The following is a 20431-nucleotide window of genomic DNA, read 5'->3' on the forward strand; positions in this document are numbered from 1 at the left end:
TGTCAGGGGGAGCGTGCCCACGCTGCCCCGTCTCTCGCTTTAAATCAGTTATGTCAATTTTTCCACCTCATTTATTCCCCAATAGAATAAAAAAGTTTTAACGCGATCGCATTCCCTCGTCACCGTTACCCCTTCTCAGGGATTAGTGAGCGCGGTCACTTTTTATCAAGCCACAAAGAAATATAAAAACAGTGTTTCAAAAATATAAAACACGAGGTTTATTTTTTATGGCTAGATACACGGCTTCAGCCCCTGAAGGGCTGCAGGGAAGACCGATCTTGTTACGCCATCAGTTAGCTTACGGCGGTGGTAATCTGTTGGGGAGTGGCGCGCTGGCGATAAGCGGCGCCTGGCTGCTCTATTTTTATACGACTTTTTGCGGCCTGACGCTGATCGAGGCCTCATTTATCTTCTCCGTCGCCAGCATCATCGATGCTATCAGCAACCCGCTGATGGGCTATCTCACCGATAACTTTGGCAAAACGCGCTTAGGCAAGCGCTTTGGCCGCCGGCGTTTCTTTCTGCTGATCGGCATCCCCTTGATGATGTTCTACCCGCTGCTGTGGGTGGAAGGCCTGAGTTTCTGGTACTACCTCTGCACCTATGTGGTGTTTGAGATCATCTACACCTCTATCATGGTGCCTTATGAAACGCTGGCGACAGAGATGACCGATGATTTCTCGCTGCGCTCAAAACTGACCGGCTATAAAGCCATTTTCGGCAAGCTAGCCAACTTCCTTGCGGCGTTTATTCCCGGACAGTTCATTCTGCTGTATGGCAAAGATTCTGCCACCCCTTTCTTCCTCACCGGTCTGACCTACGGCGTTATCCTCATCGTCGCGATTTCCTGCCTGTGGCTTTGCAGCTGGGAACGAAAGCGCGAGGAAGAGATAGAAACCAGCGCCAGGAAAGGGCTGCTGAGCACCCTGCTGTCGCTGGCAAAAGACATGCGTTCCACCTTTTATCTGCGCGTATTCCGCAAACATCTTGGTATGTACCTGTGCGGGTTTGGCGCTGAATGGCTGTTTGCCTCCATCTTTACCTATTTCGTGATATTCGTTCTTCAGCACGACCCGGCGATGGTCGCCGGACTGAATAGCCTGAACTCGATTCTGCAACTGATCTCTACAGCGCTGTTTATCGGCCTGTGCGTAAAAAAAGGCTTCAGTAAACCCTATATTCTGGCGCTGGGGATCGTGATTTTCGCGGTCCTGCTGTATACCTCGCTGTGGTTCTTCCATCTGCCGTCAGGCCTGGCGACGGTGCTGATGTTCGGCATTACCGTACTGTTCGGCCTGGGTACCGGCGGGGTTTACTACATTCCCTGGACCGTTTACACCTTCCTGGCCGATGTCGATGAGATCTACACCGGACGCCGTCGGGAAGGGATCTATGCCGGCGCCATGACCTTCTCAGGGAAAATTCTGCGCTCGATTGTGGTGTTCTCGATGGGGGCGATCCTGAGCTTCTACGGTTTCCAGTCAAAAGCGCACAGCCAACCGGAAAGCGCGGTGACCGCTATCGCGGTGGTATTCTGCGTCGGGGTGATCGCGTTAGCGTTGGCCGCCATCGTCTTCAGCAAGCAGATGAAGCTGGATCGTAAAGCTCATCTGGTGGTGCTGCAGGAAGTCGCGCGGATCAAAGCGGGCGGAAAAATCAGCGATATCGCGCCGGATGTACGAGTTATCGTGGAGGATCTGGTCGGTCATCGCTACGAAGAGTGTTGGGGCAACAGCAAATTGTTCAAAGATGCTGCCCCTGCGCCTGCGCAGACCGTCGTTTCCCATTAAAGAAGAAGGCCCCGCCGGTAAACGGCGAGGCCTGTTATTAATGCGTCTCTTCCTGCGGGGTAAACTTCAGCTCAATCAATGCGATCGCTTTTTGCACCGCGCGAAGGGTCACCGGATCGGCAGAGGCCGGATGGCTGGCGAAGTCGATAGCTTTCAGCTGAGTAGTCATTTTTTCACGCACTTCCACGGGCGCAATGACGTCAATGACATCGAGGATCTGTTTGATAACCAGCTGGCAAGCAACCACATCGGAAACCAGCTCATCGTGTTCGGTAAGATGTTGAGACATTAATTACTCCTTTTTTCAGGAGCGTAATAGTACCCTAAATTTTCACAGATAAAAAAACCTGCCGTCGCAGGTTTTTTTATCTACCCTACTGGCTGGCGGAACTTCTCCTGCCGCTTTGCTCAGGCTCACATTCTTGATGGCAGTGACAACATGAATACCGCGATCTCTTCCAGAGACGAACGTGCTTTTTCAGCGCCTGCGCTGCTGGTGGCCGGTGCTTTTTTTATGGAGTTTCTCGACGGGACGGTGATCGCCACCGCGCTGCCCGATATGGCGAAAGATTTTGGCGTCACCGCGGTCGAGCTGAATATCGGCATCAGCGCCTATCTGATCACCCTAGCGGTACTGATCCCGGCCAGCGGTTGGATCGCCGATCGCTTCGGCGCCCGCGCTATTTTTACCCTCGCCCTGGCGATCTTTACCCTTGCCTCGGTCTTCTGCGGCCTCTCCACCGAGGTGCATACTTTTGTCGCCATGCGTATCCTGCAGGGGATCGGAGGCGCGCTGATGGTCCCTGTCGGTCGCCTGGCGGTACTGCGAACCACGCCGAAACATCTGCTGATCAAAGCCATCGCTACCCTCACCTGGCCGGCGCTGGTGGCCCCCATTATCGGCCCGCCTTTGGGCGGCTTTATCACCCGCTACGCCAGCTGGCACTGGATCTTCTTTATCAATGTCCCGCTGGGCCTCGCAGCCATCATCCTTGCGCTGCGCATTATCCCTGATATTCGCGAAACGGAACGGCGCTCCTTCGATCTCACCGGCTTTATCACCACCGCAGTCGCGATGGTCAGTCTGGTCACCGCGATGGAACGGCTCGGCGATCGCCAGCCGCAGATCTGGCCGACGCTGGCTCTCGCCGTGCTTGGCTTCGGCTGTCTGACATATGCTATACGCCACTTCCGCCGGGCGACGGCGCCCATGGTTCGTCTCGACGCCCTGCAGGTGCCAACGTTCCGGGTGACGATGTATGGCGGCTCGCTGTTCCGCTCCTCCATCAGCGCGGTCCCCTTTCTGCTGCCGCTGCTGTTTCAGGTAGGGTTCGGCATGGATCCCTTCCACTCCGGCCTGCTGGTGCTGGCGGTGTTTGTCGGCAATTTGACCATCAAACCCGCCACCACGCCGCTGATCCGCTGGCTGGGCTTTCGCCGACTGCTGTTGATCAACGGTGCACTGAACGTCTGTTCACTGCTGGCCTGTGCGCTGCTCACGCCGCAGACGCCGGTCTGGGCCATCATGTTAATCCTTTATCTCGGCGGGGTATTTCGCTCGATCCAGTTTACGGGCGTAAGCACGCTGGCCTTTGCCGATGTCCCCGCCGCGCAGATGAGTGATGCCAATACGCTGTTCAGTACCGCGTCGCAGCTGGCGGTGGGGCTGGGGATCACGCTCGGGGCGATTGGCATTCGCCTGGGCGAGCAGGTCGGCGACTGGCTGCACCTTTCCACGCTACCGGGGATCAGCTTTCGTCTGTCGTTTGTCTTTATCGCGGTGATCTGTCTGGTAGGGATGATCGACAGCCTGCATCTGGCCAAAACGGCCGGCAGCAGCGTGTCGGAGAAGAAGAAATAATGATGGAAGGGCCAGCGGCGCTGGCCCTGATGACGGTTAACCGACGATCTGGCGAACGAAGGCTTCGATGGCTTTATCCTGACAGTTTTCGAAGAAGCACTGCTGGAAGCGTGGGCCGGATACCGCGGTTTTCACCAGCTCCGGATCGATGGCGCGCAGGGTGTCGAGATAGTTTTCTTTTACCACTGCCGCTTTAACCTGGTTGAGGATCCCGGCATTTCGTACCTGCGGCTCTTTGCGCTCCGGCGGATAGCCTTCGCCGTTGCGGCCGGTAAACGCTTTTTCAAAGATAAAGCGTACATTCAGCTCCGCGCCCCAGCCGAAACCTTTGGCAAACGGCAGCGACAGCGCATTACCATTGTTGATCTGAGCAAACAGGAACGCGTCCGCCGGATCGATACAGTAGCCGCAGACCACGCCCGGGTGAATATTCAGCGACATCAGCGCCCCCTGACCGGTACCGCAGCCGGTGACCACGAAGTCGACCGCTTTCGAATTCAGCAGGATGCTGGCCATGATCCCGAGGTGAATGTAGGTCAGATGATGATCGTGCTCATCGCTCATGCCGACGTTGAACACCGGGAATCCTTTTTCGTCAGCAACGGCGCTAAGCTCCTTAAGGATGATGGCGTTTTTGTTCGCCTGGCTGTTCTCCATCATCAGTGCAATCTTCATGGTTTACTCTCCTGAATGCTGTGCGGGCCTGCCCGCAGAATGTCATTGGCGTTGACTGCACTCTACTACCTGGAAAACAAACTTTCAAATTTTATGAAAAGTTGTTTTAAAAATTACGCAGCGCTTCACACTTTCGCCCTCTCCGCCAGTCCAGTCGCCAGGTCCCCGCCCCCAGGCATGCCCCCCTCACCTCGCGCGCTCTACCTCGCAGCCCGTTGGCCGGTCATACCATTTTCCACCACAATTAATAATAAATTAAAACCATTCTCATTTATTATTAAATTGCCAATGCGTGTTATTCCCATTAGCATTTTAAATAAAACATTTTTAAATTTACTTTTTGCAAATAATTAAATAACAAATTATAGTGGCAGCCGATAACATCTATTTTTTAATTCCAGGAGCGCGACAATGCTGAAAACGGAAATGATCGACAAACTGAATGAACAGATGAATCTTGAACTTTATTCTTCTCTTCTTTATCAGCAGATGAGCGCCTGGTGCAGTTACCACAGTTTTGAAGGGGCTGCGGCCTTCCTGCGTCGCCATGCCCAGGAAGAGATGACCCATATGCAGCGCCTGTTCGACTACCTGACCGATACCGGCAGCCTGCCGCGCATCAACGCGATCGCCTCCCCGTTTGCCGAATATGCCACACTGGACGAGCTGTTCCGCCAGACCTATGAGCACGAGCAGCTGATCACGCAAAAAATTAATGAACTGGCGCACGCCGCCATGACCAGTCAGGATTACCCGACCTTTAATTTCCTGCAGTGGTATGTCTCTGAACAGCACGAAGAAGAGAAATTATTTAAATCGGTGATTGATAAACTGACCCTCGTTGGAAAAAGTGGCGAAGGTCTGTACTTTATCGATAAAGAACTGGCGACCCTCGACACACAGAATTAATCTTCCGCGCCGCGACACCCCCGTGTCGCGGCCATTTTAATGCCGGCAAATCTTATTTTCTGCGGTAGTAAAACCTTCCTCTCTGGCAATAAATTTGCCTTTTTTCTCTAAAAACGCCACCAGATCTGCGGCGCTTAGATTCTCTGCTGAACAGGTGTGAAACCGCGCCTCTTCGCCAAAGCGGCGGCGAATGGCGGCCTCCAGCGAGGCGACCGTCCAGGACTCACCCGAGGCGAGCATCATCTGTAAAACTTCATGACCATGAATAGAAGACATAACCCCTCCTGAAAACCACCAGCTTAGGCCAGCCATGCCATCGGCGCCTTGCGCCAGCGCAGGCTTTCGCCCCCTTAAATGCGTAAAGATAAAATTACAGGACTTGTAACCCTCATTTGACGAACGCTGTAATATCCCCTACTCTGCGCGGCATAATTTATTGTTATTAGCTGTAGGGATAGCGAAAAGCGTGAAAAACCGCACTCTGGGCAGTATTTTAATCGTAGCTGGCACCACTATCGGTGCAGGAATGTTGGCGATGCCCTTGGCCGCCGCCGGCGTCGGGTTTGCCGTCACGCTGGGTTTACTTTTCACCTTGTGGGCGTTGATGTGCTATACCGCCCTGTTGCTGCTGGAAGTCTACCAGCACGTGCCTGCCGACATGGGGCTCGGTTCCCTGGCCGCACGCTATCTGGGCCGTTACGGGCAGTGGGTTACCGGGTTCTGCATGCTGTTTCTGCTGTATGCCCTCACGGCGGCCTATATCAGTGGCGCCGGTGAATTGCTCGCCTCCAGCCTCAACCAGTGGCTGGACTGGCAGCTGCCGCCGGCGGCCGGCGTACTGTTATTTACGGCGCTGGGCGGGGCGGTGGTGTGCATCGGTACCTCGCTGGTCGACTTATTCAATCGCTTCCTGTTCAGCGCCAAAATCATCTTTCTGGTGATTATGCTGGCGCTACTGATGCCGCATATTCATCAGGTCAATCTGTTGACGCTGCCGGTTGAGCAAGGCCTGGCCCTGTCCGCCATTCCGGTGATCTTTACCTCCTTTGGTTTTCACGGCAGTGTGCCGAGCATCGTCAGCTATCTTGGCGGCGATATCCGTAAACTGCGCCGGGTATTTATTATCGGCAGCTTTATTCCGCTGGTGGCTTATATTTTCTGGCAGCTGGCGACGCTGGGGAGTATCAACCCTCCCGCTTTTACCGCTCTGCTGGCCAAAAAAGCTGGTCTTAATGGCCTGCTGGAGGCGATCCGCGAAGTGGTGGCGTCGCCGCACGTGGAGCTGGCCGTACACCTGTTTGCCGACCTCGCGCTGGCGACCTCATTCCTCGGCGTCTCGCTCGGCTTGTTTGATTACCTGGCCGATGTGTTTCAACGCAAAAACAGCGTCAGCGGACGTCTGCAGAGCGGCGCGATCACCTTCCTGCCGCCGGTGGCGTTCGCCCTGTTCTATCCCCGCGGTTTTGTTATGGCCCTGGGCTACGCCGGGGTGGCACTCGCCATGCTGGCCCTGATGTTGCCTGCCCTGCTGGCAATGAAGAGCCGCCGACAACATCCGCAGGCTGCCTGGCGGGTGGTCGGCGGCGCGCCGGCGCTGTGGCTGGTTCTGCTGTGCGGGATCGGTATTGTGGCGATTCAGTTCAGTATCGTCGCCGGACTGCTGCCTGCGGTGGGATAAAAAAGGGGCCGGCTGGCCCCTGGTTTTATTTTGCTAAGCAGCACTGCTTATACTTTTTTCCGCTCCCGCACGGGCAGGGATCGTTGCGTCCGACCTTCGCCTCATTTCTGACCGGCTGCGGAACCACCACCGGCAGGGGATTCGCCATCCAGTACTGGTAAAGCGCCAGCGCCGCCGGCGTGATACGCTCGATGCTGTCAATAAACTCATCCGCCGTCAGATTATCCAGCGCGGTAAACTGCGCTTCGCTGCCGTGGAGCGCGATAGCGTCCAGCGCCGGCTTAAGTTCAGCGGGCAGCGTCGACCAGTCACTCAGCGCTACGCCGCGCAGGTAGCCAAAGCACCACTCTTCGACGATCGTCAGCTCCTGACCTTCCGCTTCGCGGGTGCCAAACAGCGGTTCGAACTGATCGGGATAGGACTCCAGGCGTTCAGCGATGTCGCTCATATGCTGCAGCGTCAGATCGACAAAGCGATCGCGCTCGCGGTCGTTGGCCCAGCGCGGCACATTATCCGCCCCGCCCCAGATCGCCACCAGCCACTGGGCTGGTTCGATATCGGTCGGTGCAGAGAGGATAGCCGTCAGCAGGCCATCCAGTTCAGACACATCCAGAATAGCGCCTTCGGTGGCGTATTTCGCCAGCGTCTCGTCCAGCCATTCCAGTTCGTTTTCGTTTAAAGGTCCGGTATTCATTCACAGGCTCGCATGGTAAAAATCGGGCCTACAGTAGCCGAATTGCCGACAGAAAGCCACCAGGCGCGGCAATCCGCCTTCCCATGCCCATCAGGCCAGGCCGTGCAGCGCCGCCGCCACGTCGCGAATGGCCTCCTCCCCTAACGGCAGCAAGGGGCGGGGAAGGCAGTCAGGGTCGCACAGCCCCAGAATGGCCGCCGCGCTGGCGATTACCCGCAGGCTGCCGCCATAGCGGTCGAAGCATCGCCAGAGCGGGGCCAGCTGCGCATTCAGCGCCGCAACCCGTGCCGCGTCGCCAGAACGAATCGCCCTTACCAGCGCCCCTGAAAGCTGGGGAAAGAGCCCGCCGCAAACCGAGTACCAGACTTGGCAACCGGCCTGCAATCCCGCCGTCGCCAGGGCATCGCCGCTGGCGCCAAGCGTAACGCGGGCAGGAAGATGACGGCGTAGCGTTGCCACCCGCTCACGCGCCTGCGGCTCAGGCAAGCCGGGAATTTTAATCGAGGCGATGGCCGGCAAGGCGGCGATGCGCCCCTGCAGCTCATCCGCCAGCGTGACGTGAGTGGTGCGGGGATTGTCATACAGGCAAACCGGAACCGAGACGTGCCGACAGACCTCTTCGTAGAAGGCAAAGATCTCCTCCGCAGAAAGCGGCTGATAGGACATCATCGGCAGTAATAACGCATCCGCCCCGGCCTGCTGGGCATCCTCCACCAGGCGCAGCACCTCGCTGGTAGCGATGGCGCCGACGCCAACCATCATCGGGATCGACCCAACATGCGCTTTCGCCACCTGCACCACCCGCTTGCGCTGCTCACGATTCAGATACGCGTAGCTGCCGGTCGAGCCTAAGATGCCCAGAGAGTCGACTCCGGTATCGGTAAGACGAGAGAGAATACGGATAAACGCCTTTTCATCAAGATGCTGCTGATGCAGCGGCGTCAGCGGAAATGCGCAAAGCCCTGTGAACATGATGCCTCCGGCAGGCTGGGATAAAAGTCCGGTTGATAGTAGCAAGGAGAGATCGTTTTGTCCTGGGACAAATGAACGATCGCCGCTGAGCGTGATGGATTCATTCGCCTGCGTGCGATGCTCTCCTCCGGGATATTTTCCCTGTCAGTTCAGGCATCAGGATCCGTAGATTCTGGCGAGCGTCTTCAATAACCGCGTTCTCTGTAGCCGCCCGTATTTCCTCGATTGCCAATATCCTGTCTATTTGACATAATCCCACACGATTTGTATGCCTACCTGTTTTAGCAGCAATAAAATAAAGAAAGACTACAGCTTCAATTGGATAAAAAATGAGATATGACATTAAAGAAAATTACTTAAAAATACATCTAATAAAAACAACCTATAAAACGCTACTCGGTCGACCGGCAGATAGCGATGGTCTGAAAAACTACCTCAACGCCATTGCTAATAAGTCACTTGCAGAATCAGCAGAATTTCTTAACTCATCGCTGATGCATAGCGACGAGTTTATTGCTTTCACGAAATCCAGAATGTCATCTGATAAATTCAGTTACACGCCACAAGCGTTAACAGAGAGTGCTCCTGATGATTCAATGCACGTCAAACATATTGTCTCCCTGGGCAGCCATTGTTTAACTTCATGGACATTGAAAAAATTCAACCTGAAAAAGATATCACTGCCTTTTGACTGGCTATTTTCCTGTCCAGCGATGATTATCGACTGCCTGAGGGATGATTTTACCTCATTTTTAGATAAAAATGAGTACAGCTCATTACGTCGCCAGTCGCGAGAACCCGGAGCACACCACAATAAATACAAAGAAAAATATCGTCTGAATGATATATTCACGCATCGCGACCCAAATACTCCTGCTGATTATGAGTATTACGTCCGCGCGGTTAAAAGATTCAGAAACATATTAAAAAGCAAAGAAGGGAAGCTTTTTGTGATTTGCTGTAGAGAGGAAATAGATATAGCAAAGCAACTCCCTGAATTAGTCACTGAACTTTCTCACCACACGACTAATTTCTATCTGTTGGCTTTTGCCTTGCAGAAACCCGCCTATCTTCAACTGGAGCGTATATCTTCGGGTGAAAATTATACACTATAGAGTTTGACACCTGAGTCTGAAGAAAGATTTACCGGAAAATTCTCCTCGCTTACGGATGAGATGGTAATTATATCGAAAGTCCTTTCGTTCAACCTCGAACTCTAGAGACGGTTTCACCTCCGGCCTCTGGCACGCAGAGTATCGATTTGCCTCCCCCTGCCGGTTTGGGGGAGCGAAATCATCCTAACGACATTATTCCACGAGGCGCGACGGTTTAGCCGGGTGCGGTTATCCTGGGGGAAGAGCAAGGTGGACAAGAAAACTAGTATGAAGTGATATTATGAAATGGGTGGTTTTGAAACAAAAAAACCACCCGTAGGTGGTTTCACGACACTGCTTATTGCTTTGATTATTCTGCTTTTATCCCAATGGTACCCGGAGTGGGACTTGAACCCACACAGCGCGAACGCCGAGGGATTTTAAATCCCTTGTGTCTACCGATTCCACCATCCGGGCTCGGGATAGAAAGTGGAGGCGCGTTCCGGAGTCGAACCGGACTAGACGGATTTGCAATCCGCTACATAACCGCTTTGCTAACGCGCCTTTAATACTGAAGCACCCGCTACTGCCGATGCTGTTAATCTGGAGCGGGAAACGAGACTCGAACTCGCGACCCCGACCTTGGCAAGGTCGTGCTCTACCAACTGAGCTATTCCCGCATTATCAAGTTATTTGCTAATCACTTGATTTTGTTATCGTCTGGAAGACTGTGCCGCCGTTCGATGCGTTGCATTCTACTTATCTCTCGCGGTGAGTCAACGGTATTTTTCGCAACTTTGCATCGTTTGCTGAAAATAACGGCGAAACGATCACTGATCAAGCAAATCGCCGCGCGCCGCGTTCAGATACTGCAGCATCGACCACAGCGTCAGCACCGCCGCCACGAGGAAAAGCGCGATCCCGGCCCACTCTACCCACGGATAAGGACGCCACAGCATCCATACCAGGGCGGCCATCTGTGCGGTCGTTTTAACTTTGCCAATCCACGAGACCGCCACGCTGCTGCGTTTCCCGAGCTCAGCCATCCATTCGCGCAGTGCCGAAATAATTATTTCACGCGCGATCATGGTCGCCGCCGGCAGCGTGACCCACCAGGTGTGATAGTGCTCGGCAACCAGCACCATGGCGATAGCCACCATGACTTTATCCGCCACCGGGTCCAGGAAGGCGCCAAACCGGGTGCTCTGATTCCAGCGACGAGCCAGAAAACCATCAAACCAGTCGGTCACGGCGGCGACAAAGAAAATTAACGCGCAGGCAAACGGCGCCCAGCTAAAGGGGAGATAAAACGCCAGCACAAAGAACGGGATCAGGATGACGCGAAACAGAGTAAGCAACGTAGGGATATTAAATTGCATAGTGACGGGTAACTATCTGTTGTAAGTAAAAATTAGCCCTATGTTGCTACAGAGCCCCTAATGTTTCAACGAGTAGAAGATCTTTTCTGCCAGACCGTGAGAGATGCCCGGTACTTTAGCAATTTCCTCGACGCTGGCCTGCTGCAGCCCCTGCAGCCCACCCATATACTTCAGCAGCATCTGGCGACGCTTCGGCCCCACTCCCTCGATAGTCTCAAGCGAGCTGGTGCTCTTCACTTTCGCCCGTTTTTTACGATGTCCGGAAATCGCATGATCGTGCGATTCATCGCGGATGTGCTGGATTACGTGCAGAGCGGGCGAATCCGGCGGCAGGCTAAACCCCTCGCCTTCCGGTTCAAAGAATAACGTTTCCAGGCCGGCTTTACGATCGCTGCCTTTCGCCACGCCCAGCAGCAGCGGATGATGTTTATCCCAGGGAACATCCAGTTCGGCAAACACCGCTTTCGCCTGCGCCAGCTGCCCCTTTCCGCCATCTATCAGGATCACATCCGGAATTTTATTATCATCAATCGCTTTACCATAGCGACGGCGCAGGACCTGATTCATCGCCGCGTAGTCATCGCCCGGGGTGATGCCGGTGATATTATAGCGCCGGTACTCCGCACGCAGCGGACCATTGCTGTCAAACACCACGCAGGACGCCACGGTCTGCTCGCCCATGGTGTGGCTGATGTCAAAGCACTCCATTCGCTTCACGGCCGGCAGTTCCAGCACGGTGGCCAGCGCCTGCAGGCGCTGATGAATGGTCGACTGCTGAGCCAATTTCGTGGTTAACGCCGTCGCGGCGTTGGTGCGCGCCAGCTTAAGGTAACGCGCTCTGTCGCCGCGCGGTTTAGTCTGCACATTGATTCGACGTCCCGCCAGCTCCGACAGCGACTCGGCCAGCAGCGTCTTATCACCAAGGCTGAAGTCGAGCAAAATCTCCCCCGGCAGGGTACGCATCTGGCTACCCTGCAGGTAGAACTGACCGACAAACGTCTCCACGACCTCTCCCAGCTCAGTGCCGCCCGGCACTTTCGGGAAGTAGCTCCGGCTGCCCAGCACTTTGCCCTGGCGGATAAACAGCACATGGACGCAGGCCATTCCGGCCTCAAAGGCGACGCCGATAACGTCAAGATCGTCGCCGGTATTAGAAACAAACTGTTTCTCCGTCACCCGGCGGACCGCCTGAATCTGGTCGCGAATGCGCGCGGCCTCTTCAAACTCCAGACTTTGGCTCGCTTTCTCCATTCTGGCGATGAGCTGGGTCAGGACCTGATCGTCCTTGCCGGCAAGGAACAGCCGTACATACTCAACCTGCTGAGCATACTCTTCTTCGCTGACCAGCCCCGCCACGCACGGCCCCAGACAGCGGCCAATCTGATACTGCAGGCAGGGACGCGAGCGGTTGCGATAGACGCTATTTTCGCACTGGCGAACAGGAAAAATTTTCTGCAGCAGCGCCAGGGTCTCCCGCACGGCATAGCCGTTGGGGAAAGGACCAAAGTACTCGCCTTTCGCATGTTTGGCGCCGCGATGCATCGCCAGACGTGGATGAGTATCACCGCTGAGGAAAATAAAAGGATAAGACTTATCATCGCGCAACAGCACGTTGTAACGCGGCTGGTACAGCTTGATATAGTTGTGCTCCAGCAGCAGCGCTTCCGTCTCGGTGTGAGTGACGGTCACGTCAATCTGCGCAATCAGCGCCACCAGCGCTTCGGTTTTACGCGACGCGAGATTGCTGCGGAAATAGCTGCTGAGCCGCTTTTTCAGATCTTTGGCTTTGCCAACATAGATGACGGTCCCGCCAGCATCATACATCCGATACACACCGGGCTGGCTGGTCACCGTTTTCAGGAAAGCTTTTGCGTCAAAAACATCACTCACTGGCTTGCTAACGACTCCGCATTACACAGGCCATGGCGAATTGCCAGGTGGGTCAGCTCCACATCGCCATGAATGTTTAATTTGCTGAACATTCGGTAGCGATAGCTGTTAACCGTTTTGGGACTCAGATTGAGCTGCTCTGAGATCTCATTCACCTTCTGACCTTTGGTGATCATCAGCATAATCTGCAATTCGCGTTCAGACAAACTGGCAAACGGCGATTCCGTTTTTTCCGGTTCAATCTGACTTAGCGCCATTTGCTGAGCAATATCGGAAGCAATGTAACGTTGTCCGGACGCCACGCAGCGGATCGCATTCACCACTTCCTGCGGTGCAGCACCCTTGCTAAGATAGCCCGCCGCCCCCGCCTGCATGACCTTGGCAGGTAGAGGATTCTCGGTATGCACGGTGAGCATGATCACTTTCGTGCCCGCCACGGAGCGCGCGATTTTGCGCGTGGCTTCAAGACCACCGATCCCGGGCATGTTCATGTCCATCAGGACGACATCTGCGGAATTAGCCCGGCACCACTTCACGGCGTCCTCGCCGCAACAGGCTTCGCCAGCGACTTTAATCCCTTTTATATCTTCCAGAATGCGTCGTATCCCTGCGCGCACCAGTTCGTGGTCATCAACAAGAAGAACGTTGATCAAAGGAATAATCTCCAGAATGAGGGATAACGCTACTGATACTTTATCTCCCACATATTACCGGGTTTTATTGCTAATTTAAAAGGCAAAAAAATGCCCTCACCTCGATTTGCCGCTCATTTATGGCAATGTCTGTGCACACATAGTGGAAAGTCATTGAGAACAGTCAGTTGCCGTCGTCTTATTTTTTAACAATCCTCATACAGAAAGCACAAAAAACACAACAGATTACGTAGCGCATAAATACGCAGCAAAATATGTAACAAATATTAACGTGCTAAATAGATGGAATAAATTAATGGCGGCATGGCGGCTATTACGTATTATCCGAAGCACTGAATCATTCACAGCTCAGATGAGAGAACAGAAATTAAGCACTCCTTTTTTTCCCGTCGCTTGTGGTATACTGCGCGGCCTTCACATTGGGTAAGGCGCATTAGCGCAGCGAGTAAACGAGGATATCGATGAGCACACCAGATTTTTCCACTGCAGAAAATAATCAAGAACTGGCGCAGGAAGTCTCCTGCCTGAAAGCGATGATAACGCTGATGCTGCAGGCGATGGGCCAGGCGGATGCGGGTCGCGTGATTATTAAAATGGAAAAGCAGATCGCGCAGATGGAAGATGAGGCTCAGGCTGCCGTATTCTCCAGCACCGTTAAGCAAATTAAACAAGCTTACCGTCAGTAATCCTGTACCGGCTGAAAGTATCCCTGACAGCCGGTGTCACGTCTGGCACGCAGAACGACAGGCGCTCTCAGATTAACCCTGTCGCCACCGCGTAACAGGCTATCTGCGTTTTGTTCGGCGCATTGAATTTCCGTTGCATATTCTTCTGGTGGAAATTCACCGTATTTTCCGAAATAGAAAGAATCATCGCCACCTCCGCCGAGGTCTTCCCTTCCGCGGTCCATTTCAGAATTTCCAGTTCACGGCGGCTGAACTTCATCTCCGGCGGCATGACCATCTCATCTTCCAGACGCAGGAGCGCCAACAAGCTTAGCTCCGTCAGCATGCGCAGGCGCATCTCCAGTTCATCATCAGGATAAGAGCCCGGTAAACGGTTATTCGCGGAGACGGAGAGAAAACCCTGCGCATGGTTGGGCAACGTCAGGCACTGGGTCACCCCTTTTTTCAGACCATGATCGCGGGCGCCGTCCCATAATGCCGCCGCATCGCGAAACAGCCCATCCTCCCATGGCAGATGGCCACGCATAAAATTCTCCGGGCGTAATACCGGATCTATCGCGAAATAATTCTCGGCCTGGTAGTGCGACATCCATGCGCGGGGATAGGTCGACTGGAAGGTGACGCGGGGGCGAGTGAAAGGCACCGGGTGGCGTACACAAAGCGTGTAGTAATCATATTCCAGCGCTTCGGTTTCTCGTTGCAGGAGATTATAAACCTCCTCACCAGCGGCCACGGACTGAAATTGATGCAGCATATCCCGCCGCCAGCTGAAAAAATCATTGTCCCTCATAGCTGTGCAAATAACTCCTGATTGATAATCATTATTATAAATACAGAAAACTAACACATAAATCTTATTTATATGTATAAAATATTGTCGGTGTCGCATTTATTAGTCTGAAGGCTTGCCTTTTTCCCGTTCTCAGCGCAGAACCTCGTGCTCACTTTCCCGTCATTTTCTACACCCTACAAGGGGGGATGGGAAGCGGTGTATACGGCCACAGGGAGAAATAGCACAAAGAGGTGACGAGGAGCGTGGCGCGCCGCAGGGAAGACAGGCTGTACGCGGCGGCCCTCCCCCGGGAAAGCCGCCACGTCAGCGCATGGTTTACTGCATCAGAAATTTTTCGAGGAACTGGCGAGTACGCGGCTGCTGCGGGGAGGCGAACAATGCTTTCGCTTCTCCCTGCTCGACAATGCGTCCTTGATCCATAAAGATGGCCCGATCGGCAACGTCGCGGGCGAAACTCATTTCATGGGTCACGATAACCATCGTGCGTTTCTCCTGCGCCAGCTGGCGGATGGTGTTGAGCACCTCCCCCACCAGCTCAGGATCGAGGGCCGAGGTTGGCTCATCAAACAGGATCACGTCCGGACGCATGGCCAGCGCGCGAGCAATAGCCACCCGCTGCTGCTGACCGCCGGAGAGGCGACGCGGATAGCTATTCTCTTTACCGCTGAGACCCACTTTCGCCAGCAGATCGCGCGCCCGCACAATCGACTCCTGCTTATCTTCACCTTTTACGATGACCGGCCCCTCAATAATGTTCTCCAGCACCGTACGGTGGGGAAACAGATTAAAGTTCTGGAAGACAAAGCCGACATGCTGGCGCAGCTGGCGAATGAGTCCTTTCTGCGGCCCCAGGCTGCGACCGGCGTCGATGGTCACATCGCCAACGCGGATGGTGCCGCTCTCCGGTTGCTCCAGCAAGTTGATGCTGCGCAGCAGAGTGGTTTTACCCGAGCCGCTGGGGCCGATGATCGCCACGACTTCCCCTTTCTGTACCTCCAGGTCGATACCGTGGAGCACCGTCTGGCCATGGAATTTCTTCACCAGGCTTTTCACTTCTATCGCACTCATTTCGGATCACGCTCCTGGCGGTTCAGCTGGTTTTCAAAATAGTTCTGCAGCGAGGAGAGGACGGTCGCCATCACCCAGTAGATCAACGAGGCCGCGAGATACATGGTGAAGACCTCAAGGGTTCGCGAGGTGATAAGCTGCGCCTGACGGAACAGCTCTGGCACCTGGATCGTCGCCGCCAGCGAGGTATCTTTGACCAGGCTGATAAAACTGTTGGACAGCGGCGGCAAAGCGACCCGTGCCGCCTGGGGTAAGATGGCCCGGCGCATCGTCTGCCACGGCGTCATGCCGATACTGGCCGCCGCTTCCCATTGCCCTTTGTCGATCGAGGCGATGGCCGCGCGCAGGGTTTCCGCCGCGTAGGCCGCCGTATTGAGCGACAGGCCGATCATCGCCGCCGGAATCGGGTCAAGCTCGATGCCAAACTGCGGCAAGCCGTAGTAGATCATAAACAGCTGGGCGATAAGCGGCGTGCCGCGAAAAATGGAGATATACATGCGCGCCAGCCATTTTACCGGCCAGAGGGGCGACATGCGCATCAGCGCCAGGATAAAGCCCAGCACCAGGCCGAAAAACATCCCGCCAATGCTCAGCTGCAGCGTAAAGACGGCCCCTTTGAGCAGAAAAGGAGCGGAATCGATGACCAGTTGGATACTTTCTTGCATGCTGTCGTTTCTGTATTAAAGGTGAGGATGATAGGCAAACAGCGCCGGCGTCCCGCCGGTATGGACGAACAAAATCGGTCCTTCATCCTTAAAACGCTTCTGCGTAATGCCGTCGATAAGCCCGGCCATCGCTTTGCCGGTATAGACCGGATCGAGCAAAATACCTTCCAGTTGCGCCAGTAGCTTCACGGCGGCCATGCCTTCCTCGTTCGGCGTACCGTAGCCCGGGGCAAAGTAATCATCCCAGAGGGTGATGTCGGCTTTCGCCTGCAGCTCGAGGCTGTTGGCCACGGCCTGCTGCAGCGCCACCACTTTTGGCAGCTGGTCAGCGACGGAGCGCGATACCGTCACGCCAATCAGTTCCGCCTGCGGCATCAGCTGTTCGAGTCCCACAGCCAGCCCGGCATGCGTACCGGCGCTACCGGAAGCCACCACCACCGATGAGATCTCCACCGCGCCTTCACACTGCTGGGCGATTTCCAGCGCGCTTTCCACATAGCCTAACGCCCCGAGCGCATTGGATCCGCCGACCGGGATGACGTAGGGGCGATAGCCCTGCGCCTCGATGCGGGTCGCCAGCTCGTCGAGCTGTTCGGCAGGATTGGTCAGGGCATCGCACATCTCAACCTGGGTATTAAACAGATCCAGCAGCAGGCGGTTGCCATTGCTCAGATAGTTCTCCGCCCCGGTGCCAATGGGGTTTTCCAGTAGCGCCACGCAGTGCAGCCCCAGCTTCGCGGCGACCGCCGCCGTCTGACGCACATGGTTGGACTGGATCGCGCCGGCGGTGATTAAGGTATCTGCCCCTTCCCGCAGCGCATCGGCGGCGAGAAACTCCAGCTTGCGCAGTTTATTGCCTCCCATCGCCAGCGGCGTTGTATCATCGCGTTTGATAAAAATCTCGCGCCCAAGGTGATCGGACAAACGCGGCAGATACTCCAGCGGCGTCGGCGCGCCAATCAATTCCAGACGCGGAAAGCGGGTTAAATTTTGCAGTGACATGGCCCCTCCTGACTCAGTTATGCTTCATTATGCACACAGTTACGCGCTAAATAAAAAAAGGCGCTTCCAGGAGCGCCTTTTTTCACCACTGACCGTTATTTCGTCACGTCAGCGCCAAACCATTTCTCTGACAGCGCCTTCAGGGTGCCATCTTTCTGCATATCCGCGATCGCGGCGTCAATCGCTTTCAGCAGATCGTCGTTGCCTTTGCGCAGCGCCACGCCGGCCTCCTGACGGGAGAATGCTTCACCGGTTACCGCCAGCGTATTGTTAGTTTTCTTCACCAGATCCAGCGCGGCCAGACGGTCAACCAGAATGGCGTCAATACGGCCTACACGCAGATCCTGGTATTTAGTCGGGTCATCATCATAGGTTCGAACATCAACGCCCTGGACGTTCTGACGCAGCCACTCTTCATAGTTAGTGCCCAGCCCGACGCCGACTTTTTTGCCTTTCAGATCCGCCGCGGTTTTAATCGCGCCTTCGTTACCTTTCTTCACCAGCGCCTGCACACCGGAGATAGTGTACGGGGTTGAGAAATCGTATTTCTTCTTACGCTCATCGGAGATAGTGACCTGGTTAATCACCACGTCAATGCGTTTGGAGTCCAGCGAGGCCAGCATACCGTCCCATTTGGTCGGTTTGAGATCGGCTTTCACGCCAAGATGTTTCGCCAGCTCGTTGGCAAACTCCACTTCAAATCCGGTCAGCTTGCCGTCATCGCCCTGGAAGCTGAAAGGAGGATAGGTGCCTTCGAGGCCCACGCGCAGGGTACCGCGCTCTTTAACCTGATTGAGCAGGTTTTCCGCTGCAAAAGTTTTCACGCTAACGCCAGCCATCAAAACAACGGCCATCGCGCCCATCAGCGCCTGACGACCCAGAAGTGCTAATTTCATAGATACCCCGAAGGTTAGGATTTTCCTGTAGTGTAAGGCGCTTAACGGCCCGGCACCAACATCGTTACGCTACATCTTATGCCAATTTATTATATATGATCCCGTTTAGGGTATAGCGAAAATCAGGGCTTTCCTCTCCCGTTTTGCGGGATATCTCCCATACTGCAAAGGTCAGCCTGTTGACGTCTGGAGCATGGAAGATGAAAAACCCCACTTTGTTGCAATGTTTTCACTGGTACTACCCCGCCGGCGGCGAGCTATGGCGTGAAGTCGAAGCGCTAGCCCCCAGCCTGAATGAAATCGGCATCAATATGGTCTGGTTGCCGCCCGCCTATAAAGGCGCCTCGGGCGGTTATTCCGTCGGCTATGACACCTATGATCTCTTCGACCTTGGTGAGTTTGATCAAAAGGGCTCAGTCGCCACCAAATATGGCGATAAAGCGCAGCTGCTGGCGGCGATGAAGGCTCTGAAAGAGCATGATATCGCCGTGCTGCTGGATGTGGTGGTGAACCACAAAATGGGCGCCGATGAAAAAGAAACTCTGCAGGTGCAGCGCGTCGATGAGCACGATCGCACCCAGATTGCCGAGGAGATCATTGAGTGTGAGGCATGGACTCGCTATACCTTTCCGGTGCGGGCCGGGCAGTATTCGCAATTTGTTTGGGACTACAAATGCTTTAGCGGCATCGACCACATTGAGAATCCGACGGAAGACGGTGTGTTTAAAATCGTCAACGATTACACCGGTGAAGGCTGGAACGAGCAGGTCGACGATGAGCTTGGTAACTTCGACTACCTGATGGGCGCCAACATTGATTTTCGTAATCACGCCGTCACCGAGGAGATCAAATACTGGGCGCGCTGGGTCATGGAGCAGACCGGCTGCGATGGTTTTCGTCTTGACGCCGTGAAGCATATCCCCGCCTGGTTTTACAAAGCGTGGATCGAGCACGTCCAGGAGGTGGCGCCGCAGCCGCTGTTTATTGTCGCGGAGTATTGGTCCCATGAGGTGGAAAAGCTCCAGCAGTATATCGACCTGGTCGAGGGCAAGACGATGCTGTTCGATGCCCCGCTGCAGATGAAATTTCATGAAGCCTCACGCCAGGGGCGCGATTATGACATGAGCCAGATATTCAGCGGCACGCTGGTGGAAGCCGACCCTTTTCACGCCGTGACGCTGGTGACAAACCACGATACGCAGCCGCTGCAGGCCCTCGAGGCGCCGGTTGAACCCTGGTTCAAGCCGCTGGCCTATGCGCTGATCCTGCTGCGTGAAAATGGTGTGCCGTCGGTCTTTTATGCCGATCTTTTCGGCGCATCCTATGAAGATACCGGCGGCGATGGACAAACCTACGCCATTGAGATGCCCGTTATCGAACAACTGCATGAACTGATCGACGCCCGTCAGCGCTTTGCCCATGGCGTGCAAACGCTGTGGTTCGATCACCCCAACTGTATTGCCTTCAGCCGTAGCGGCACCGACGAGGATCCCGGCTGCGTGGTGGTGATGTCCAACGGCGATGAGGGAGAAAAAACCCTGACGCTGGGCGAGAACTATGGCAATAAACGCTGGCGGGATTTTCTCGGCAACCGGGAAGAGATTGTCGAAACCGACGCTGAGGGTAGCGCGATCTTTACCTGCAACGGGGGTAGCGTGAGCGTGTGGGTGATGGAAGCCGTGCTGTAGTCAGCTGGCGATGTACCTGGCGGGCCGGAACGGGCCCG

20 protein-coding genes, 3 tRNA genes and 2 pseudogenes are annotated in these 20431 nt (G+C 54.9%); 8 read left to right on the forward strand and 17 right to left on the reverse strand.

Annotation, left to right across the window (positions count from 1 at the left end):
* Positions 1-48: 48 nt before the first annotated feature.
* Positions 49-213, reverse strand: a pseudogene (locus SPE70_RS26445) (succinate dehydrogenase).
* Between the two features lie 65 nt (positions 214-278).
* On the opposite strand from SPE70_RS26445, the gene SPE70_RS16815 reads away from it, so the two are divergent.
* Positions 279-1790, forward strand: coding sequence for an MFS transporter (locus SPE70_RS16815; protein ID WP_012541237.1), 1512 nt, complete (start codon positions 279-281; stop codon positions 1788-1790).
* 37 nt (positions 1791-1827) lie between these two features.
* Here the strand turns inward: SPE70_RS16815 and SPE70_RS16820 are convergent, their stop codons facing one another.
* The gene (locus SPE70_RS16820; protein WP_002911524.1) at positions 1828-2079 is read right to left on the reverse strand and encodes a DUF2766 family protein; all 252 of its coding nucleotides are present in this window, start codon (positions 2077-2079) and stop codon (positions 1828-1830) included.
* A 150-nt stretch (positions 2080-2229) separates the two neighbouring features.
* Here SPE70_RS16820 and SPE70_RS16825 point away from each other — a divergent pair, with 150 nt between their 5' ends.
* Positions 2230-3651: an MFS transporter gene (locus SPE70_RS16825; RefSeq protein WP_012541236.1), complete on the forward strand. Its 1422-nt coding sequence runs from the start codon at positions 2230-2232 to the stop codon at positions 3649-3651.
* Positions 3652-3687: 36 nt separating this feature from the next.
* On the opposite strand, the gene SPE70_RS16830 is transcribed toward SPE70_RS16825, so the two are convergent.
* Complete coding sequence (locus SPE70_RS16830) at positions 3688-4326, reverse strand: RpiB/LacA/LacB family sugar-phosphate isomerase (protein ID WP_012967669.1); 639 nt, start codon at positions 4324-4326, stop codon at positions 3688-3690.
* A gap of 243 nt (positions 4327-4569) precedes the next feature.
* On the opposite strand from SPE70_RS16830, the pseudogene SPE70_RS16835 reads away from it, so the two are divergent.
* Both SPE70_RS16835 and ftnA read left to right on the forward strand, forming a co-directional pair.
* Positions 4570-4680: pseudogene (locus SPE70_RS16835) on the forward strand (hypothetical protein); the annotation flags it as partial.
* 57 nt (positions 4681-4737) lie between these two features.
* Positions 4738-5235, forward strand: a complete 498-nt coding sequence (gene ftnA / locus SPE70_RS16840) for a non-heme ferritin (protein ID WP_049009895.1) — start codon at positions 4738-4740, stop codon at positions 5233-5235.
* A gap of 36 nt (positions 5236-5271) precedes the next feature.
* Here ftnA and SPE70_RS16845 read toward each other — a convergent pair whose 3' ends face one another.
* Positions 5272-5511: a YecH family metal-binding protein gene (locus SPE70_RS16845; RefSeq protein WP_064170583.1), complete on the reverse strand. Its 240-nt coding sequence runs from the start codon at positions 5509-5511 to the stop codon at positions 5272-5274.
* A 190-nt stretch (positions 5512-5701) separates the two neighbouring features.
* Here SPE70_RS16845 and tyrP point away from each other — a divergent pair, with 190 nt between their 5' ends.
* The gene (gene tyrP, locus SPE70_RS16850; RefSeq protein WP_064170584.1) at positions 5702-6913 is read left to right on the forward strand and encodes a tyrosine transporter TyrP; all 1212 of its coding nucleotides are present in this window, start codon (positions 5702-5704) and stop codon (positions 6911-6913) included.
* 25 nt (positions 6914-6938) lie between these two features.
* Here the strand turns inward: tyrP and SPE70_RS16855 are convergent, their stop codons facing one another.
* On the reverse strand, positions 6939-7607 hold the full coding sequence (locus tag SPE70_RS16855; RefSeq protein WP_008804222.1) for a YecA/YgfB family protein: 669 nt from the start codon (positions 7605-7607) through the stop codon (positions 6939-6941).
* Between the two features lie 90 nt (positions 7608-7697).
* Positions 7698-8579 carry a dihydrodipicolinate synthase family protein gene (locus SPE70_RS16860; RefSeq protein ID WP_012541232.1) on the reverse strand — a complete coding sequence of 294 codons (882 nt, stop codon included), beginning with the start codon at positions 8577-8579 and terminating at the stop codon, positions 7698-7700.
* 329 nt (positions 8580-8908) lie between these two features.
* Here SPE70_RS16860 and SPE70_RS16865 point away from each other — a divergent pair, with 329 nt between their 5' ends.
* Complete coding sequence (locus SPE70_RS16865) at positions 8909-9694, forward strand: DUF1796 family putative cysteine peptidase (protein WP_226544861.1); 786 nt, start codon at positions 8909-8911, stop codon at positions 9692-9694.
* A gap of 369 nt (positions 9695-10063) precedes the next feature.
* Here SPE70_RS16865 and SPE70_RS16870 read toward each other — a convergent pair.
* The 6 genes from SPE70_RS16870 to uvrY all read right to left on the reverse strand — a co-directional run bounded on the left by SPE70_RS16870 (position 10064) and on the right by uvrY (position 13595).
* Positions 10064-10150 (reverse strand) — tRNA-Leu (locus tag SPE70_RS16870).
* Positions 10151-10163: 13 nt separating this feature from the next.
* Positions 10164-10237 (reverse strand) — tRNA-Cys (locus SPE70_RS16875).
* Positions 10238-10277: 40 nt separating this feature from the next.
* A tRNA-Gly gene (locus SPE70_RS16880) sits at positions 10278-10353 on the reverse strand.
* Between the two features lie 150 nt (positions 10354-10503).
* Positions 10504-11052: a CDP-diacylglycerol--glycerol-3-phosphate 3-phosphatidyltransferase gene (gene pgsA, locus SPE70_RS16885; protein ID WP_008804219.1), complete on the reverse strand. Its 549-nt coding sequence runs from the start codon at positions 11050-11052 to the stop codon at positions 10504-10506.
* A gap of 57 nt (positions 11053-11109) precedes the next feature.
* Positions 11110-12942: an excinuclease ABC subunit UvrC gene (gene uvrC / locus SPE70_RS16890; RefSeq protein WP_016161402.1), complete on the reverse strand. Its 1833-nt coding sequence runs from the start codon at positions 12940-12942 to the stop codon at positions 11110-11112.
* Entirely contained in the window at positions 12939-13595 is a 657-nt protein-coding gene (uvrY, locus tag SPE70_RS16895; RefSeq protein ID WP_002911539.1) for a UvrY/SirA/GacA family response regulator transcription factor, read from the reverse strand. The genes uvrC and uvrY overlap by 4 nt, the downstream gene beginning before the upstream one ends.
* 461 nt (positions 13596-14056) lie before the next feature.
* On the opposite strand from uvrY, the gene SPE70_RS16900 reads away from it, so the two are divergent.
* A complete protein-coding gene (locus SPE70_RS16900; RefSeq protein ID WP_004122104.1) occupies positions 14057-14281 on the forward strand; it encodes a DUF2594 family protein in 225 nt (74 codons plus the stop codon).
* Positions 14282-14348: 67 nt separating this feature from the next.
* Here SPE70_RS16900 and sdiA read toward each other — a convergent pair whose 3' ends face one another.
* The 5 genes from sdiA to tcyJ form a co-directional block, all read right to left on the reverse strand.
* Positions 14349-15071: a transcriptional regulator SdiA gene (gene sdiA, locus SPE70_RS16905; protein WP_008804217.1), complete on the reverse strand. Its 723-nt coding sequence runs from the start codon at positions 15069-15071 to the stop codon at positions 14349-14351.
* A gap of 318 nt (positions 15072-15389) precedes the next feature.
* A complete protein-coding gene (tcyN, locus tag SPE70_RS16910; RefSeq protein ID WP_008804216.1) occupies positions 15390-16142 on the reverse strand; it encodes an L-cystine ABC transporter ATP-binding protein TcyN in 753 nt (250 codons plus the stop codon).
* Positions 16139-16807 carry a cystine ABC transporter permease gene (gene tcyL, locus SPE70_RS16915; RefSeq protein WP_008804215.1) on the reverse strand — a complete coding sequence of 223 codons (669 nt, stop codon included), beginning with the start codon at positions 16805-16807 and terminating at the stop codon, positions 16139-16141. Before tcyL ends, tcyN begins: the two co-directional genes overlap by 4 nt.
* Before the next feature lie 15 nt (positions 16808-16822).
* Entirely contained in the window at positions 16823-17809 is a 987-nt protein-coding gene (gene dcyD, locus SPE70_RS16920; RefSeq protein WP_324726348.1) for a D-cysteine desulfhydrase, read from the reverse strand.
* A gap of 95 nt (positions 17810-17904) precedes the next feature.
* Positions 17905-18705, reverse strand: coding sequence for a cystine ABC transporter substrate-binding protein (tcyJ, locus tag SPE70_RS16925; protein ID WP_008804213.1), 801 nt, complete (start codon positions 18703-18705; stop codon positions 17905-17907).
* Between the two features lie 200 nt (positions 18706-18905).
* Between tcyJ and amyA the strand changes: the two genes are divergently transcribed.
* Positions 18906-20393 carry an alpha-amylase gene (gene amyA, locus SPE70_RS16930; protein ID WP_008804212.1) on the forward strand — a complete coding sequence of 496 codons (1488 nt, stop codon included), beginning with the start codon at positions 18906-18908 and terminating at the stop codon, positions 20391-20393.
* Positions 20394-20431 lie beyond the last annotated feature (38 nt).

The sequence above is a fragment of the Klebsiella sp. ZJOU C1 genome, assembly GCF_035620215.1.
In the GTDB taxonomy this organism is placed as follows: domain Bacteria; phylum Pseudomonadota; class Gammaproteobacteria; order Enterobacterales; family Enterobacteriaceae; genus Klebsiella; species Klebsiella variicola.

Bases quoted from the DNA above. Each gene is read 5' to 3' on its own strand.
- SPE70_RS16865 (WP_226544861.1), top strand. From the start codon at position 8,909: ATGAGATATGACATTAAAGAAAATTACTTAAAAATACATCTAATAAAA.
- SPE70_RS16900 (WP_004122104.1), top strand. From the start codon at position 14,057: ATGAGCACACCAGATTTTTCCACTGCAGAAAATAATCAAGAACTGGCG.
- amyA (WP_008804212.1), top strand. From the start codon at position 18,906: ATGAAAAACCCCACTTTGTTGCAATGTTTTCACTGGTACTACCCCGCC.
- dcyD (WP_324726348.1), bottom strand. From the start codon at position 17,809: ATGTCACTGCAAAATTTAACCCGCTTTCCGCGTCTGGAATTGATTGGC.
- ftnA (WP_049009895.1), top strand. From the start codon at position 4,738: ATGCTGAAAACGGAAATGATCGACAAACTGAATGAACAGATGAATCTT.
- tcyJ (WP_008804213.1), bottom strand. From the start codon at position 18,705: ATGAAATTAGCACTTCTGGGTCGTCAGGCGCTGATGGGCGCGATGGCC.
- pgsA (WP_008804219.1), bottom strand. From the start codon at position 11,052: ATGCAATTTAATATCCCTACGTTGCTTACTCTGTTTCGCGTCATCCTG.
- sdiA (WP_008804217.1), bottom strand. From the start codon at position 15,071: ATGAGGGACAATGATTTTTTCAGCTGGCGGCGGGATATGCTGCATCAA.
- SPE70_RS16845 (WP_064170583.1), bottom strand. From the start codon at position 5,511: ATGTCTTCTATTCATGGTCATGAAGTTTTACAGATGATGCTCGCCTCG.
- SPE70_RS16830 (WP_012967669.1), bottom strand. From the start codon at position 4,326: ATGAAGATTGCACTGATGATGGAGAACAGCCAGGCGAACAAAAACGCC.
- SPE70_RS16860 (WP_012541232.1), bottom strand. From the start codon at position 8,579: ATGTTCACAGGGCTTTGCGCATTTCCGCTGACGCCGCTGCATCAGCAG.
- SPE70_RS16825 (WP_012541236.1), top strand. From the start codon at position 2,230: ATGAATACCGCGATCTCTTCCAGAGACGAACGTGCTTTTTCAGCGCCT.
- SPE70_RS16820 (WP_002911524.1), bottom strand. From the start codon at position 2,079: ATGTCTCAACATCTTACCGAACACGATGAGCTGGTTTCCGATGTGGTT.
- tcyL (WP_008804215.1), bottom strand. From the start codon at position 16,807: ATGCAAGAAAGTATCCAACTGGTCATCGATTCCGCTCCTTTTCTGCTC.
- tcyN (WP_008804216.1), bottom strand. From the start codon at position 16,142: ATGAGTGCGATAGAAGTGAAAAGCCTGGTGAAGAAATTCCATGGCCAG.
- SPE70_RS16855 (WP_008804222.1), bottom strand. From the start codon at position 7,607: ATGAATACCGGACCTTTAAACGAAAACGAACTGGAATGGCTGGACGAG.